Origin of the sequence: Micromonospora sp. KC213 (genome assembly GCF_004348325.1) — a bacterium.
Taxonomy (GTDB): domain Bacteria; phylum Actinomycetota; class Actinomycetes; order Mycobacteriales; family Micromonosporaceae; genus Micromonospora.
Window position 1 is genome coordinate 1 of the sequence record NZ_SMKF01000140.1, and the last position, 15,995, is coordinate 15,995.

12 protein-coding genes and 1 pseudogene are annotated in these 15,995 nt (G+C 72.0%); 9 read left to right on the forward strand and 4 right to left on the reverse strand.

The window, feature by feature from the left end; translation table 11 throughout:
• The 8 genes and pseudogenes from E1166_RS31605 to ahcY form a co-directional block, all read left to right on the forward strand.
• A pseudogene (locus E1166_RS31605) lies at window positions 1-352 on the forward strand (hypothetical protein); the annotation flags it as partial.
• A 69-nt stretch (window positions 353-421) separates the two neighbouring features.
• The gene (locus E1166_RS23130; RefSeq protein WP_132341953.1) at window positions 422-1,804 is read left to right on the forward strand and encodes a phosphomannomutase/phosphoglucomutase; all 1,383 of its coding nucleotides are present in this window, start codon (window positions 422-424) and stop codon (window positions 1,802-1,804) included.
• Window positions 1,805-1,866: 62 nt separating this feature from the next.
• Window positions 1,867-2,052, forward strand: coding sequence for a Trm112 family protein (locus tag E1166_RS23135; RefSeq protein WP_132268397.1), 186 nt, complete (start codon window positions 1,867-1,869; stop codon window positions 2,050-2,052).
• Window positions 2,049-3,245 (forward strand): SIS domain-containing protein, encoded by a 1,197-nt coding sequence (locus tag E1166_RS23140; RefSeq protein ID WP_132268395.1) that lies wholly within the window; start codon window positions 2,049-2,051, stop codon window positions 3,243-3,245. Before E1166_RS23135 ends, E1166_RS23140 begins: the two co-directional genes overlap by 4 nt.
• Window positions 3,246-3,321: 76 nt before the next feature.
• Entirely contained in the window at window positions 3,322-4,323 is a 1,002-nt protein-coding gene (locus E1166_RS23145; RefSeq protein WP_132341955.1) for a cation diffusion facilitator family transporter, read from the forward strand.
• Window positions 4,324-4,325: 2 nt separating this feature from the next.
• Window positions 4,326-5,489 (forward strand): mannose-6-phosphate isomerase, class I, encoded by a 1,164-nt coding sequence (manA, locus tag E1166_RS23150; protein WP_132341957.1) that lies wholly within the window; start codon window positions 4,326-4,328, stop codon window positions 5,487-5,489.
• 290 nt (window positions 5,490-5,779) lie between these two features.
• Entirely contained in the window at window positions 5,780-9,430 is a 3,651-nt protein-coding gene (locus tag E1166_RS23155) for a LamG-like jellyroll fold domain-containing protein (protein ID WP_132341959.1), read from the forward strand.
• Between the two features lie 448 nt (window positions 9,431-9,878).
• Window positions 9,879-11,366, forward strand: a complete 1,488-nt coding sequence (gene ahcY / locus E1166_RS23160; RefSeq protein ID WP_132341961.1) for an adenosylhomocysteinase — start codon at window positions 9,879-9,881, stop codon at window positions 11,364-11,366.
• Window positions 11,367-11,487: 121 nt separating this feature from the next.
• On the opposite strand, the gene E1166_RS31120 is transcribed toward ahcY, so the two are convergent.
• On the reverse strand, window positions 11,488-11,640 hold the full coding sequence (locus E1166_RS31120; RefSeq protein WP_165944411.1) for a hypothetical protein: 153 nt from the start codon (window positions 11,638-11,640) through the stop codon (window positions 11,488-11,490).
• Complete coding sequence (locus E1166_RS23165) at window positions 11,637-12,611, reverse strand: RDD family protein (RefSeq protein ID WP_243710486.1); 975 nt, start codon at window positions 12,609-12,611, stop codon at window positions 11,637-11,639. The genes E1166_RS31120 and E1166_RS23165 overlap by 4 nt, the downstream gene beginning before the upstream one ends.
• A gap of 42 nt (window positions 12,612-12,653) precedes the next feature.
• Here E1166_RS23165 and E1166_RS23170 point away from each other — a divergent pair, with 42 nt between their 5' ends.
• The gene (locus E1166_RS23170; protein WP_132341963.1) at window positions 12,654-13,664 is read left to right on the forward strand and encodes a stage II sporulation protein M; all 1,011 of its coding nucleotides are present in this window, start codon (window positions 12,654-12,656) and stop codon (window positions 13,662-13,664) included.
• 18 nt (window positions 13,665-13,682) lie between these two features.
• Here E1166_RS23170 and E1166_RS23175 read toward each other — a convergent pair whose 3' ends face one another.
• Together E1166_RS23175 and E1166_RS23180 are read right to left on the reverse strand one after the other, a co-directional pair.
• The gene (locus E1166_RS23175) at window positions 13,683-14,993 is read right to left on the reverse strand and encodes a DUF58 domain-containing protein (protein WP_132341965.1); all 1,311 of its coding nucleotides are present in this window, start codon (window positions 14,991-14,993) and stop codon (window positions 13,683-13,685) included.
• Complete coding sequence (locus tag E1166_RS23180; protein WP_132341969.1) at window positions 14,990-15,958, reverse strand: MoxR family ATPase; 969 nt, start codon at window positions 15,956-15,958, stop codon at window positions 14,990-14,992. The genes E1166_RS23175 and E1166_RS23180 overlap by 4 nt, the downstream gene beginning before the upstream one ends.
• Between the last annotated feature and the right edge of the window lie 37 nt (window positions 15,959-15,995).

Below are 15,995 nucleotides of genomic sequence, written 5' to 3' on the forward strand. Positions count from 1 at the left end.
GGCCACCGGGGCGTACGGCCAACAGCCCCCCGCCCCCACCCCACGTGCCGGCAGCCTCTACGGCAGCGCCGGCGTGCACCCAAGGGTCGACCCGACGTCTCGCCCCACCGGGGGCGTGTACGGCGCACCGGCCACCCCGGACCGGTCCCGGCCGGTACCGTCGGGGTCCACCGCGTCGACCACGTCAGCCCAGGCCGGGAGGTCGGCCGGATCGACGCCGCCAGCTGCGCCGACGCCGCCGCACCCGACGCAGGCCCCGCCATCGCAGGCAGCGCCACCCACACAGGCGATGGCACCGACGCCGGCCGCCGAGGGTGACTCCACCTCGTTGCTGCCCGGGCTGCCCGGCTAGGACGGGACGGACCGGTCCGCTCCGATACGCTCAGGTTCGTTGACGACCTGCTGTCGAGGAGCGAAACCGGTGTCTGATCTGTCCCAGATCGTGAAGGCGTACGACGTCCGCGGGACGGTGCCCGACCAGTGGGACGAGCGCGTGGCGGAGGCCCTCGGTGTCGCCTTCGCGCAGATTCTCGACGCCGCCGGTGAGCCAGGCGAGGCGGTCCTGATCGCGCACGACATGCGCGCGACCGGCCCCGGCCTGGCCGCCGCCTTCGCCGCCGGCGTACGCGCCGAGGGGCGGCCGGTGATCGAGTTGGGGCTGGGCTCCACCGACATGCTCTACTACGCCTCGGGCGCACTGGGCCTGCCCGGCGCGATGTTCACCGCCAGCCACAACCCGGCGCAGTACAACGGCATCAAGATGTGCCGCTCCGGCGCCCGGCCGATCGGGCAGGACAGCGGCCTGACCGACATCCGGGACCGCGCGCAGGCGCTGCTGGACGCCGGTGGCCGCCCGGCCGGCGAGCCGCAGGCCCCGGCCGAGCGGCGGGACCTGCTCGCCGACTATGCCGCCCACCTGCGCAAGCTGGTTGACCTGTCGACCATCCGACCGCTCAAGGTGGTGGTGGACGCCGGCAACGGCATGGGCGGCCACACGGTGCCCACCGTGCTGGGGGACGTCGCGTTGTCGGCCCTGCCGCTGGAGATCGTGCCGCTCTACTTCGAGTTGGACGGCACCTTCCCCAACCACGAGGCGAATCCGCTGGACCCGAAGAACCTGGTCGACCTGCAGCGGGCCGTGGTGGCGCACGGCGCCGACATCGGCCTCGCCTTCGACGGCGACGCCGACCGGTGCTTCGTGGTCGACGAGCGGGGCGAGCCGGTCTCCCCGTCGGCGATCACCGCCCTGGTCGCGGCCCGTGAGCTGGCCAAGCATCCCGGCTCCACGGTGATCCACAACCTGATCACCTCCCGCGCGGTGCCGGAGATCATCCGGGAGCACGGCGGCAAGCCGGTGGTGGCGCGGGTGGGTCACTCCTTCATCAAGGCGGAGATGGCCCGCACCAACGCGATCTTCGGCGGCGAGCACTCGGCGCACTACTACTTCCGGGACTTCTGGTTCGCCGACACCGGCATGCTCGCCGCCATGCACACCCTCGCCGCGCTGGGCGAGCAGTCCCAGCCGCTGTCCGTGCTGGCCAGCGTCTACGAGCGGTACGCCGCCTCCGGCGAGATCAACTCGACGGTCGCCGACCAGGCGGCGAAGATCGCCGAGGTGCGTACCGCGTACCCGGAGGCGGAGGCCGACGAGTTGGACGGTCTCACCCTGCGGTTCCCCGACGGTGCCTGGTTCAACCTGCGCGCCTCCAACACCGAGCCGTTGCTGCGGCTCAACGTGGAGGGGCCGACCGAGGAGCGGATGATCTCGCTGCGCGACGAGGTGCTGGAGCGGGTTCGCCGATAGGATCCCCACCGCCGGTCGGCACCGCCGGCCGACGACACCGCACACGTGGAAGGAGCCGCGCCGTGGCCCTGGACCCGCAGTTGCTCGAAATCCTCGCCTGTCCGGACACACATCACGCCCCGTTGGACTACGACCCGCAGGCGCAGACCCTGACCTGTACCGAGTGCGGCCGCGTCTTCGAGGTTCGCGACGACGTGCCGGTGCTGCTGCTGGACGAGGCGCGCGGCGGGCCGGAGGCGCAGCCGTGATGGACGGGACGGCCGGGGTCAGCGGCCGGCGGGTGGCCGACGAGTCGGTCCTGGACGATCCGGACACCTTCGCCGAGCAGGACCCGGGCGGCATGCTGCGGTTCACCGCCTCGGCCGGCGCGCAGGTGCGCGAGTCGGCGGCGCTGGCCGCCGAGGCGAACCTCCAGTCACTGGAGGACGAGGGCCGCCCCCGTGCGGTCGTCATCGCCGGCATCGGCACCGCGGGGCGGACCGGTGACGTGCTCGCCACGGTCGCCGGGCCGCGCTGCCCGGTGCCGGTGATCCCGCACCGCAGTGCCGGCGTGCCCGGTTGGGTGGGTGCGGCCGACGTGGTGATCGCGGTGAGCGCCTCTGGCCGCAGCCCCGAGGCGTTGGGCGCCGCCGAGGCCGCGCACCGCCGGGGCGCCCGGCTGGTCGCCGTCGGCGCACCGGACTCGCAGCTGCAGTCCGTCGCGGAGCGGGCCCGCGCGCCGTTCATCCCGGTGCCCCGACGCGCCCCGGCCCGGGCCAGCCTCTGGGCGCTCACCGTGCCGGTGCTGCTCGCCGCCCGTACGCTCGGTCTGGTGAAGGTCAACGAGGCGGATCTGGCCGAGACCGCGGCCCGGCTGGACGCCGACGCCGATCGGTGCCGGCCCACCGCCGAGTCCTTCGTGAACCCGGCGAAGTCCCTGGCGTTGGGGCTGTCCGGGTCGATCCCGATCGTGTGGGGGTCGTCCCCGCTGGCCACGGTCGCGGCGCGACGCTTCGGCGACACGCTGTCGGCCAACGCCCGCTACCCGGTGGTGACCGGGGCGCTCGGCGAGGCCGGCCGGGGCCGGGTCGGTCTGCTCGACGGTGTCTTCGGCGGGCTGGTCGAGTCGGAGCGGGACATCTTCGCCGACCCGGGTGAGGTCGAGGGCGACCCGACCCGGCTGCGGCTGGTGCTGCTGCGCGACGGCGGCCTGAACGCCGAGGACGACACCGACGAGCCTCTCGCGGTCGAGGAGCGCCGGGCCGAGGCGGTGCAGACCCTCGCCGAGCGGCGTGGGGTGCGCTGCGACGTGGTGACCGCCGAGGGCGGGTCCGCCCTGGAACGGCTGGCCTCGCTCGTCGCGGTGCCCGACTTCGCCTCGATCTACCTCGCTCTGGCCCACGGCCTGGACCCGATGGCGGTCCCGGCGATCACCGAAATGAAGGAGCTGGCGAACCAGTGAGCGACCGCAGGAAGCGCGCCGTTCGGTCCGGGGGCGGGGCGCCGCGCGCCATCGCGCGAAGCCGGGGAGCGGCGGCGTGAGCGCGAACGGTGGGACCAAGGCGATCGTCGCCGCCCTGCTGGCCAACGTCGGCATCGCCGTCACGAAGTTCATCGCCTTCCTGCTGACGGGCTCGTCGTCGATGCTGGCGGAGTCGATCCACTCGGTGGCCGACTCCGGCAACCAGGCGCTGCTGCTGCTCGGCGGCAAGCGGGCCCGGCGGGCGGCCACCCCCCAGCACCCGTTCGGCTACGGGCGGGAGCGCTACGTCTACGCGTTCATCGTCTCGATCGTGCTGTTCAGCGTCGGTGGTCTGTTCGCGCTCTACGAGGCGTACCACAAGTGGTCGCACAAGGAGGGCATCACCGAGTGGCACTGGGTGCCCGTCACCGTGCTGGTCGCGGCGATCGTCATGGAGACGTTCTCCTTCCGTACCGCGATCGTGGAGTCCAACCGCGTCCGGGGCAACCAGTCCTGGGTGCGCTTCGTGCGGCGGGCCAAGGCGCCCGAGTTGCCGGTGGTGCTGCTGGAGGACCTGGGCGCGCTGGTCGGCCTGGTCTTCGCGCTCTTCGGTGTCACCATGACCCTGATCACCGGCAATGGTGAGTGGGACGCGGTCGGCACCGCGATGATCGGTGTGCTGCTGGTGGCCATCGCGGTCATCCTGGCCATCGAGACGAAGAGCCTGCTGCTGGGCGAGGGTGCCGAGCCCGCCGACGTCACCGCCATCGAGAAAGCCGTCACCGAGGGCCCCGAGGTTGAGCGGATCATCCACATGAAGACGCTCTACCTCGGACCGGACGAGCTGATGGTCGCGGCGAAGATCGGCGTCCCGCCCTGCGACAGCACCGAGAAACTGGCCCGCGACATCAACACCGTCGAGGCCCGGATCCGGCGGGTGGTGCCGATCGCCCGGGTCATCTACCTGGAGCCGGACATCTACGATCCGGCTGCCGCGCAGCGCGCCGGCAACGGTGCGGCGGTCGCCGGGCAACCCGTGGGGGAGCCGGGCGAGGTGACCGGGCGGCCCGGGAGCTGAGCGTGGAACTGCTGTACGGGCCGATCCGTGACTACGCCTGGGGTTCCCGGTCGGCGATCGCGCAGTTGCAGGGGCGGCCGGTGCCCAGCGACGGGCCGGAGGCGGAGCTGTGGTTGGGGGCTCATCCGGGCGCCCCCGCCACGGTGGACCGGGACGGTGTCCGGGTGAGCCTGATCGACCTGCTGGTCGCCGAGCCGGGCCACTGGCTCGGCGAGGACGTGATCGACCGGTTCGGCCCCCGGTTGCCGTTCCTGATGAAGGTGCTCGCGGCGGACGCTCCGCTGAGCCTGCAGGCGCATCCGGACGCCGAGCAGGCCCGCGCCGGGTACGCCGTGGACGCGACGCGCACCGACGGGCACCGCAACTACGTCGACCCGTACCACAAGCCGGAGCTGCTGGTCGCCGTGTCCCCGATGGAGGCGCTCTGCGGTTTCCGTGACCCGGTGGATTCGGCGCAGGTGCTCGCCGGGTTCGGCGTACCCGCGTTGGAGCCGGTGGTGGCGGCGCTGCGTGCCGGGCCGGTGGGGCTGCGCGACGCCGTACGCCAGTTGTTGACCTGGCCGGCGGCGGAGCGCGCCGGGCTGGTCCGGACGGTGGTGACCGCGGACGTCACCGGCCCGGACGCGGAGTTGGCGCGGGTTCTCGCCGCCCGGTACCCGGGCGACCCCGGGGTGCTGGTGGCGCTGCTGCTGCATCACGTGAAGCTGGCACCGGGGGAGGCGATCTGGATGCCGGCCGGCAACCTGCACGCCTACCTGCGGGGCACCGGGGTGGAGGTGATGGCGGCCAGCGACAACGTGCTGCGCGGCGGGCTCACCCCGAAGCACGTGGACGTCGACGAGCTGCTGCGGGTGCTGCGCTTCGAGGTGTTGACCGATCCGGTGGTACGGGCGCGGGCGGTGGCGCCGGGGGTGGTCTGCTGGCCGGTGCCGGTGGACGACTTCGCGCTGCACCGGGTGACAGTGGACGAGGGAACGCCGCAGGTGCGGCTGCCGCTGCCGGGCCCCCGGGTGGTGCTCTGCCGGGCCGGCAAGCTGGCGGTGGACGACGGCGCCGGTGTGGTCACCCTGGAGCCGGGGCAGGCCGCGGTCGGTACGGCCGCGGCGGAGCCGCTGGTCTTCACCGGTGAGGGTGAGGCGTTCGTCGCCACCTGCGGCGCGTTCTAGCCAGAGCTGAGGGGCGCGGTCATGGCCGCGCCGCTGCCTACGAGCCGGGCAAATCCTGGCGAGACACCCGTCCGGGCCGCCGCGTCGCCGGCTGGAGCGAGGTCATGGGTGTGCACTCTATTGACATGCCTGTAGCCGGAACTTAATCTCGCCGGCAAGGCGAATCGGTTCGACTGGCAACTCCGATCCGCATCCTCACTTTGCCTGCTGACTCGCTGCTTACCGTGCAGCAGCGTGGCGCAACATTCGAATCGATTCGCAGATCCGCTCCACTCGGACGGGAGAACTCGATGCTCGCTCACCGAAGCCGGCGTACGCGTCGGCTGATAACACAAACCACCCTCCTGGGCCTGGCTGTGGGGCTGGCCCTGCCGGCCTCTCCCGCACTGTCGGCCGAACCAGCAGCCAACCTCGTCCTGCACTACGACTTCGAAGGCAGCCTGTCGACCGGGGTGGTCACCGACCGCTCACCGTCCGGGCTCAACGGGACGCTGGTCAACCCCGGCTCGGCCAGCACCGCGGCGGGCGCGGACGGCACCCAGGCAGTGGTCCTGCCGGGTGGCGCAAGCACCTCGACCACCGCGCCGTACGTGCGCATCCCGAACGGGCTGTTCAAGAACCGCTCGGCCGTGACCATCTCCGCCTTGTTCAGGTGGTCGGGCGGCCCGGACTTCCAGTGGGTCTACAACCTCGGCAAGGACCTGAACACCGCCACCTTCGTGACCCCGTCCTACCAGGGGGACGCGACGACCCGGTCGTCGATCAAGCCGGTCAACGGCAGCGCCGAGGTCGGCGTGCCGGGGACGCAGAAGCTGCCGACCGGCCAGTGGGTCAACCTGACCACCACCATCAACGGCCAGACCATCACCTACTACATCAACGGGGCGAGGGTCGGCAGCCGGACAGCCGCCATCAACCTCGCCACCGTCATGCACTCCGACACGAACACCACGTCCGGCTTCCTGGGCAAGGCGTTCTGGAGCGGGCACCCGTTCCTCGCCGGCGCGCTCGACGACTTCCGGGTGTACGACGCCGCGCTGACCCCGGCGGAGGTCGCCGACCTCGCCGGTAACCGTCTGGCCACCCTGACCGGCCTGGCGCAGACGTCGTTCACCATCACCACCCCCGCTGGCACGGCGCCCAACCTGCCCGCCACCGTCGACGGCCAGTACACCGACGGCATCGTCCGCCGGCTGGCGATCACCTGGCCGGCGATCAGCCCGACGCAGTACGCCGACCGTAACCAGTTCACCGTCACCGGCACGGTCGACGGAACGACCACCCAGGTCCAAGCCAACGTCACCGTGATGACCGACCTCGCCATCGACCTGGGCGCCGACACCGGTCCGTTCCACGGCGGCGCCTCCGGGGTCCTCTACGGCCTGTACGGCGAGGGACTGCCGACGCGCAACCTGATCGAGGGCATCAACCTGCGTACCGTCTCGACCAAGGCGCAGGACGGCCCGCAGCACCCCGGCGCGGACGCGCTGGAGGTGGTCAAGCCGCTCGCCGACGCGACCAACGGCGACGTCTACATCTACATGACGGACATCTACCGCGGCTTCCCGTACCAGTGGCCGGGCAGCACCTGCCACGAGCGGATGAGCGACTACAAGCAGAAGCTCGCCAAGCAGGTCGACCAGGTGCTCCAGCTCCCGGTGGAGTACCAGGACAACATCGTGTTCGTGCCGTTCAACGAGCCCGAGGGCAACATGTTCGGCACCGGGACGTGGAGTTGCAACAAGATCAGCTGGCTGACTGACCCGCAGTACTTCTTCGCCGCGTGGGACGAGGCGTACGCCCTGATCAAGGGCAAGATGCCGAACGCGCGCATCGCCGGACCGAACACCAGCGTGCTCTACAACCAGGTGCAGGGCTTCCTGCGGCACACGGTGGCTGCGAGCACGGTGCCGGAGGTGATGACCTGGCACGAGCTGAGCAACCCGGCACAGGTGCGCACCAGCGTCGCGAAGTACCGCGGCTGGGAGCGCACGGTCTTCGCCGGCACGGCGTACGCGGGCCGGCAGTTGCCGATCAACATCAACGAGTACGCCTTCAACTACCACACCTCGGTGCCGGGCCAGATGATCCAGTGGATTTCGGCGATCGAGGAGTCCAAGGTGGACGCGGACATCGCGTACTGGAACATCGACGGCAACCTCAGCGACTCGGCGGTGCAGGCCAACCGCGGCAACGGCCAGTGGTGGCTGCTCAACGCGTACGGGCAGCTCACCGGGCGGACGGTGAAGGTGACCCCGCCGCAGCCGAACGTCAGCTACACACTGCAGGGTGTGGGCACTCTCGACACCGCCAAGGCACAGGCCAAGACCATCTTCGGTGGTGCGTCGGGCAACGCGTACGTCCAGTTCCGCAACGTCAACAGCGCCGTCTTCGGCCAGAGGGTGCACGCGCTGGTCCAGGAGATCCCGTGGACCGGCCAGATCGGTGACTCCGGCCAGCCGGAGGTCGTGGCGGAACTCGTCGCTCCGGTGGTCAACGGCAGGGTGGGCTTCGACTTCGGCAACAGCCTGCCGAAGTTGAGGGAGTCCTCCGCGTACCAGATCACCCTGGCCCCGGGTGGCTCGGCGACCTCCCCCGCCGTCGCGCCGAAGCTGTGGCAGGCGACGTACGAGGCGGAAGACGCCGCGCACACCGGCACCGGCTGGTCGCGCAACGGGCCGGAGGGCACCCCGTCGGACGTCGCGAAGTTCTACACCTCCGGCACGTACAACGTCGGCGGGCTGCGCACCAACTCCGACGTGGTGCTCAACTTCACGGTCTCCGTGCCGCAGAACGGCACGTACGACCTGAGTGTCTTCGCCAACTCGCTCAACACCTACAACCTCGTCGCCCAGCAGGGCCCGACGAACATCTTCCTGCGCGTCGACGGCGGCGCCGAGCAGGAGCTCTACATGCCGCTGGGCTACAAGTGGGTGGTCTGGGACCACGCTGACACCAAGGTCAACCTGACCGCGGGCAGCCACACGATCACCCTCGCGGCGCGCAACCTGAACGGGACACGTACCACCACCGGTGACGTGATCGTCGACAAGATCGACCTGTCGCTGCCCAACCCGGCCGCGAGCCAGGCGATCTACGAGGCCGAGCACGCGACCCTCGCCGGCGGCGCCCGGACCCTCCACAACCAGACCGGCGTGTCCGGTGCCGGCGTGGCCGCGATCCGTCAGGGACAGTCGGTCAACTTCTGGGTCTACTCGCCCGGTGACGGCGAGTCCGCGATCGACGTGGACGTGATCGGTAGCGCCAACGCCGGGCTCTCGGTCAACGGCCAGAACGTCGGCGACGTCACCGCCGCCAAGCGCGTCAAGGCGTTCCTGTCCGGCGGCATCAACAAGATCACGCTCACCGGCAAGGGCACCACCGACACCCGGGTCGACCGGCTCCGGGTGCAGCGCACCCAGGGCACCCTGGTACCCACCTGGTACGAGGCGGAGAACGCCCAGCGGGCCGGTACGGCGGCGATCGCCGACTACTCGCTGGCCAGCGGCGGCAAGGCGGTGACGAACGTCGGCGGCGACCCGGGCAACGGCAACACGCTGACCTTCACCGTCAACGCCACCAAGGCCGGCGTGTACGCGCTGACCGTCCGCTACTCCAACCCGGAGCAGGCGCCGGCCACGCACTACAACCCGGACCCGCTGGCCCGCCACGCGGACATCTCGATCAACGGGCAGGTGCGGCGGGTCATGTTCCCGCACTCGTTCCACGCCAACAACTACTGGGAGCTGACCATCCCCGTGCAGTTGGTCCAGGGGCAGAACGCGATCAGGTTCTCCGCCGCGGAACTGCCGAACTTCGACGGCACGACGTACGCCTCCGACGCCTTCCCCGGGGTACCACTGCGGTCGAAGCAGGCACCCATCGTGGACCGGATCGGGGTGACGCCGTTCGCCGACACCCTGAGTCCGCTGGTGGGCTGACTGGCGGGGCACCTGTCGGCACACGCTGTCCCCGGCGTGGGGTCCCGGTGCCACCGGGACGCGGTGGGACCGAGGAGAAGGGCGAGCCCGCAGGCCGGACCGGCTACCGGTCCAGGGTGCCGAAGGAGATCGGCATGAGTCCGACTTTTCCGAAATAGCTTGACACTGCCGTGTCTGACTGTGACTCTATGAGTACGCAGCGTTGTCGCGACGACAGTCCGGGAGCGCGCGCGGGGGAACCAAACCGGGGGGATGCACGGGGCGGCCGGTCGTGGACGAACACCAGTCCACACCGACCGCCCCGTGCGCTGTCCCCGCCGTACCCTGGGGTTCAGGACCGGGTCCGGGGGTACGGCGACGGCGCTGTGCCGGCGGCGGTGCTCTCCCCCGGGCGACGGTGCGCGCGCGTAAGGTGGGAGGTCGTGCACACCGTTCGACAGGAGCTTTCATGACCAGCACCCTCCCGGCGTTCACCAGTGCCCCGCGGCCGAGCACCCTCGCCGAGGGCGACTACAAGGTGGCGGATCTGTCGCTCGCCGCGTTCGGGCGCAAGGAGATTCGACTCGCCGAGCACGAGATGCCCGGCCTGATGGCGATCCGTCGCGAGTTCGCCGACGCCCAGCCGCTGGCCGGTGCCCGCATCACCGGTTCGCTGCACATGACCATCCAGACCGCCGTCCTGATCGAGACCCTGGTGGCGCTCGGCGCGCAGGTCCGCTGGGCGTCCTGCAACATCTTCTCCACGCAGGACCACGCCGCCGCCGCGGTCGTGGTCGGTCCCGAGGGCACCCCCGAGGCGCCCGCCGGTGTCCCGGTGTACGCCTGGAAGGGCGAGAGCCTCCAGGAGTACTGGTGGTGCACCCAGCAGGTGCTGACGTGGCCCGACGGTGACGGCCCGAACATGATCCTCGACGACGGCGGCGACGCCACCCTGCTCGTTCACAAGGGCGTCGAGTTCGAGAAGGCCGGGGTCGTCCCGCCGGTCGAGTCCGCCGACTCCGAGGAGTACGCGGTCATCCTCGAACTGCTGCACCGCTCGCTGGCCGAGGACGCTCAGCGGTGGACCCGGGTCGCCTCCACCATCAAGGGCGTCACCGAGGAGACCACCACCGGCGTGCACCGTCTCTACGAGATGCACCGCGCCGGCACCCTGCTCTTCCCGGCCATCAACGTCAACGACTCGGTGACCAAGAGCAAGTTCGACAACAAGTACGGCTGCCGCCACTCGCTGATCGACGGCATCAACCGGGCCACCGACGTGCTGATCGGCGGCAAGATGGCCGTCGTGCTCGGTTACGGCGACGTGGGCAAGGGCTGCGCCGAGTCGCTGCGTGGCCAGGGCGCCCGGGTGGTGGTGACCGAGGTCGACCCGATCTGCGCGCTCCAGGCGGCGATGGACGGTTACCAGGTAGCCACCCTGGAGGACGTGGTCGAGCAGGCCGACATCTTCATCACCGCGACCGGCTGCTTCGACGTCATCACCAACGAGCACATGGCCCGGATGAAGCACCAGGCCATCGTCGGCAACATCGGCCACTTCGACAACGAGATCGACATGGCCGGCCTGGCGAAGCGCTCCGACGTCACCCGCGAGAACATCAAGCCGCAGGTCGACGTGTGGCGCTTCGACGACGGCCACGCCATCATCGTGCTCTCCGAGGGGCGCCTGCTGAACCTCGGCAACGCCACCGGCCACCCGAGCTTCGTGATGTCGAACTCGTTCGCCAACCAGACGATCGCCCAGATCGAGCTGTACACCAAGACCGACGAGTACCCGGTCGGCGTCTACGTCCTGCCGAAGCACCTCGACGAGAAGGTCGCCCGGCTGCACCTGGACGCGCTCGGCGCGAAGCTGACCCAGCTCACCAATGAGCAGGCGGCGTACCTCGGGATCTCCGTGGAAGGCCCGTTCAAGCCGGAGCACTACCGCTACTGAGTTCCACCCACACCGGGTCGGCCGCCGCGCGGCCGACCCGGTGCCTTTTCCGGTACGGGCCACCCAGCCGTCGAGGCGGGCCGCCGCCCCGTCGGCGGGTCAGCGCGGGACGCGCACTCGGTCAGGGCGAGCCGCGACGGGTCGGGCGGAACCAGGTCCAGACGCACCAGCCGAGCCAGGCCAGCGAGACCGCGACCGCCAGCGGGCGCAACCGCAACGCGTTGAGCACGATGATCAACGCCAGCACGCCCAGCCAGAGCCACAGCCCTTTCACGCCCGTACCTCCGGGGTGGGACCGGTGCGGGGAGCGGGCACGGCCGGGCGGAGCGTGTCCGCCGTGGGAGGTGTCGGCCCGTACCGCGGCGGGGCCAGTTCGGGCCAGAGCGCGGCGGTGAGCGCGCGGCTGTGGCGCAGCCGCTGTGCTCCCCGGCGGTTCCGTTCGGCCAGCACCGCGGCGAGGACCAGCGGCTCCGGTACGCCGCGCGGCGGGGGCGGCGAGGTCACCGCCGCGACCTCGCGCCACAGTCCCTGCGCCAGCCGGGTCCGGGACGGCTCGGCGAGCCGGTTCGCCCGGGTCAGGTACTGCCGAACGGCGAGCGCCAACGCGTCGTCCAGTCGGGTCAGGTCCAGCGTGACCGCCCATCCGACGAGCGGCGGCGTGATCGTCGGGGCGGGTAGCCACGGCTGCGCGGAGCGGGTGTGCACCACCATCGTCCCGGCCACCAGGTCGCCCAGTCGCCGCCCGCGCCGGTCGGTCAGCATCACCGTGACGCCGGCCGCCCAGCTCAGCAGGGGCAGCACCAAGCCCGGCCACTCCACCGCCACCCCGACCAGCGCCCGGGTCAGCGACTGCCGCAACCCGACCGGCCCGCCGTCGGCGGCGACCACCCGCAGGCCGACCGCCATCTTGCCCGGCGTACGCCCGTGGCAGAAGCGCTCGAAGAGCACCGGATAGCCGACCAGCGTGAACACGAGGAAGACCGTCGCGAGGCCCTCGAGGAAGGCGCCGTCGAGCAGCCCCGAGGGCAGCAGTTGCACCGTCAGCGCGCTGAGCAGGATCGCCAGCAGCACCGTCAACACCGCCTGGGCGACGATGTCCAGCAGCAGCGCCAGCACCCGGGAACCGAGTCGGGCGGCGCGTACGTCAAGCTCGACGGCCTCGCCGCTGACCAGGCCGGCGTCGGCCCAGGCCGGGGCACGGCCGGCTGTGCCGGTGGGAGCGGGCACCGGTGGTTGCGCGGTCACCCGCACAGTGAACACTATGGGCGCCGGACGGGGGGAGGACGAGTGGATCTCGACGCGTACGTCGCCGAGCACGAGCACGAGTGGCGGCGGCTGGAGCGGCTCTGCCGCCGACGCCGCCCGGACGCCGACGAGATCGACGAGTTGGTGGCGCTCTACCAGCGTGCCGCCACCCAGCTCTCCGTGCTGCGCAGTCGTGCACCCGACCCGGTGCTGGTCAACCGCCTCTCCCAGCTGGTGCTGCTGGCCCGGGCCAGGATCGCCGGTCGGCGCGGCCCGTCGTGGGCGGCGGTGGGCCGGTTCCTGACCGTCGGTTTCCCGGGCGCGGTCTACCGGGCCTGGCCCTGGTGGTGCGCGGTGTCGACGGGCTTCACGGCGCTGAGTTTCTTCCTCATCTGGTACGTCGCCGGCAACCCGCAGACCGCGGCGGCGCTCATCGGCCCGGAGGCGGCGGCCGACCTCGTCGACTCCGGCTTCGCCGGCTACTACACCGAGTTCTCCGCGCCGACGTTCGCCTTCCACCTGTGGACGCACAACGCCTGGGTGGCCGCCCAGTGCCTCGCCTCCGGGGTGCTGGTGGTGCCGGTGCTGTACCTGCTGTGGCAGAACGCGTTGAACATCGGCGTGGTCGGCGGCGTGATGGTCGCGTACGGTCGGGCGGACGTGTTCTTCGGCCTGGTCAGTCCGCACGGGCTGCTCGAACTGACCGGCGTGTTCGTCGCCGCCGGGGTGGGGCTGCGCACGGCGTGGGCCTGGATCGCGCCGCCGGCCCGGCTGACCCGTGGCCAGGCGGTCGCCGAGGCGGGCCGTTCGGCGGTCCTGGTCGCCGTCGGCCTGGTCGGGCTCTTCGCCGTCTCGGCGGTGCTGGAGGCGTTCGTGACCCCGGCGCCGGTGCCCACGGCGCTGCGGGTGGGCATCGGCGCCGCCGTCTGGCTGGCCTTCCTCGCCTATGTCGTCCTCCTCGGCCACCGCGCCACCCTCCAGCCCGGAGACTTCGCGGATGATCATGAAGTTGGCGGCGCCGAGGTTGGCCCCCCACCGCCGTCAATTTCATGATCAACGGGGTGAAGGGGTTCAGAGCCGGCCGTGGGCCTTCAGACGGAGGTAGGTGTCGGCTACCACGGGGGCCAGACGGTCGGCGGGGGCGTCGACGACAGTGACGCCGTGGCGGGCCAGGGCGGCGCGGACGCGGGTCCGCTCAGCAAGGGCCCGCCAGGCCGCCGCGGCGGCATAGGCGTCGGCCGGGCGGGCCGGCGCGGCGGTGGCCAGGCCGGTGAGCACCGGGTCGTGCGCGGCCGCGACAACCACCCGGTGCCGGGCCGCCAGTCGGGGCAGCACCGGCAGCAGCCCCGCACCGAGCGCGCCCGCCTCCAGGGCGGTGAAGAGCACCACCAGGCCGCGCTGCCGTTCCCGGCGCAGGACCTCCCCGACGACCAGCCCGAAGTCCGTCTCCACGAGGGCCGGTTGTAGCGGCGTGACCGCGGTCACCAGTCGGTTGAGCAGGTTCGACCGGCCACTGCCGGTCACCGTGGCCCGGACCGCGATGTCCGCGGCGAGCAGGTCCACCCGGTCGCCGGCCCGGGCGGCCAGCGCGGTGAGCAGCAACGCCGCGTCGATGGAGGTGTCCAGCCGCGGCTCGTCACCGACCCGTACCGCCGAGGTGCGGCCGGTGTCCAGCACACAGACCAGCCGCCGGTCCCGCTCCGGCCGCCAGGTGCGTACCAGCACGTCGCTGCGGCGGGCGCTGGCCCGCCAGTCGATCGACCGGACGTCGTCGCCGACCACGTACTCGCGCAGCGTGTCGAACTCGGTGCCCTGCCCCCGGCCACGGGTCACCTGCGTACCGTCGATCACCCGCAGTCGGGACAGCTTCTCCGGCAGGTGCCGCCGCGAGTCGAAGCGGGGCAGCACCCGCAGTGTCCAGGGTGGCGTCGCCGGCCGGCCGGCCCACTGGCGGAACGCCAGCCCCAGCGGGCCCAGCGACCGCACCGCCAGGGCCACCGCCGGCCGGTCGCCACGCCGGGTCGGGGTGAGCCGGCTGGGCAACACCGCCGTGCCGCCGGGTGCCACCCGGGTCACCCGCTGCGGCGGTACGTCCCCGACGGCGCCGGCCGACGGCACCCAGGCGTCCCGGACCTGGGCGCGCAGCGTACGGCCGGCGGTGTTGGTCAGGCGCAGCGTGATCGTGGCGGTGCCGCCGAGGCGTACCGACCGGTCGCCGTCCCGGGTGGCGGTGACCGCGTGCAGCGGTGCGGCCAGGGCCCAGTCCACGGCGCAGAGCAGCAGCACCGCGCCGGTCATCAGCGCGACGCCGACCAGCGGGGCCGGCCAGGCCGGCAGGCTCAGCGCACCCACCAGCAGCAGGACGCCCGCCCGCCAGGTCATCGCGGTGTCGGCACGGTGGCCAGCACCGTGTCCAGCACCCGGTCCACGCCGACGCCCTCCAACTCCACCTCCGGGCGCAGCCGTAGCCGGTGCCGCAGCGTGGGCCGGGCCGTCGCCTTCACGTCGTCCGGGGTGACATGGTCCCGTCCGGCCAGCCAGGCCCACGCCTTGGCGGTGGCCAGCAGCGCGGTCGCCCCCCGGGGCGATGCGCCCAACTCCAGCGCCGGGGTGGCCCGGGTGGCCCGGCACAGGTCCACGATGTAGCCGAGGACGGCGTCGGCGACGTGCACCCGGCCCACCGCCTCCCGGCCGGCGGCCAGGTCGGCCGCGGTGGCCACCGGCCGTACGCCCGCCGCCGTCAGGTCGCGCGGGTCGAACCCGGCGTGGTGGGCGCGCAGCACGCCCAGCTCCTCGTCCCGGCTGGGCAGTGGCACGGTGAGCTTGAGCAGGAACCGGTCGAGCTGCGCCTCGGGCAGCGGGTAGGTGCCCTCGTACTCGACCGGGTTCTGGGTGGCGGCGACGATGAACGGGGCGGGCAGCGGGCGGCGGGCGCCCTCGACGGAGACCTGCCGTTCCTCCATCACCTCCAGCAGCGCCGACTGGGTCTTCGGCGGCGTCCGGTTGATCTCGTCGGCGAGCAGCAGGTTGGTGAAGACCGGCCCCTCGCGGAAGGTGAACGCGGCGGTGTGCGGGTCGAAGATCAGCGAGCCGGTGATGTCGCCGGGCATCAGGTCGGGGGTGAACTGCACCCGCTTCGAGTCGAGGTCCAGCGCGGTGGCCACGGTGCGGACCAGCAGCGTCTTGGCCACCCCCGGCACACCCTCCAGCAGCACGTGACCCCGGCACAGCAACGCGATGACCAGCCCGGTGACCACGGCGTCCTGCCCGACGACGGCCTTGGCCACCTCGGCGCGCAACCGGTGCAGGGCGGCCCGGGCGTCGTCCGCGCCGGCTGTCGCGGGCACGGCGGGCGGGGCGGGGTGGGGCACCGGGGATCTCCTT

Bases quoted from the DNA above. Each gene is read 5' to 3' on its own strand.
- ahcY (WP_132341961.1), top strand. From the start codon at position 9,879: ATGACCAGCACCCTCCCGGCGTTCACCAGTGCCCCGCGGCCGAGCACC.
- E1166_RS23155 (WP_132341959.1), top strand. From the start codon at position 5,780: ATGCTCGCTCACCGAAGCCGGCGTACGCGTCGGCTGATAACACAAACC.
- E1166_RS23175 (WP_132341965.1), bottom strand. From the start codon at position 14,993: ATGACCTGGCGGGCGGGCGTCCTGCTGCTGGTGGGTGCGCTGAGCCTG.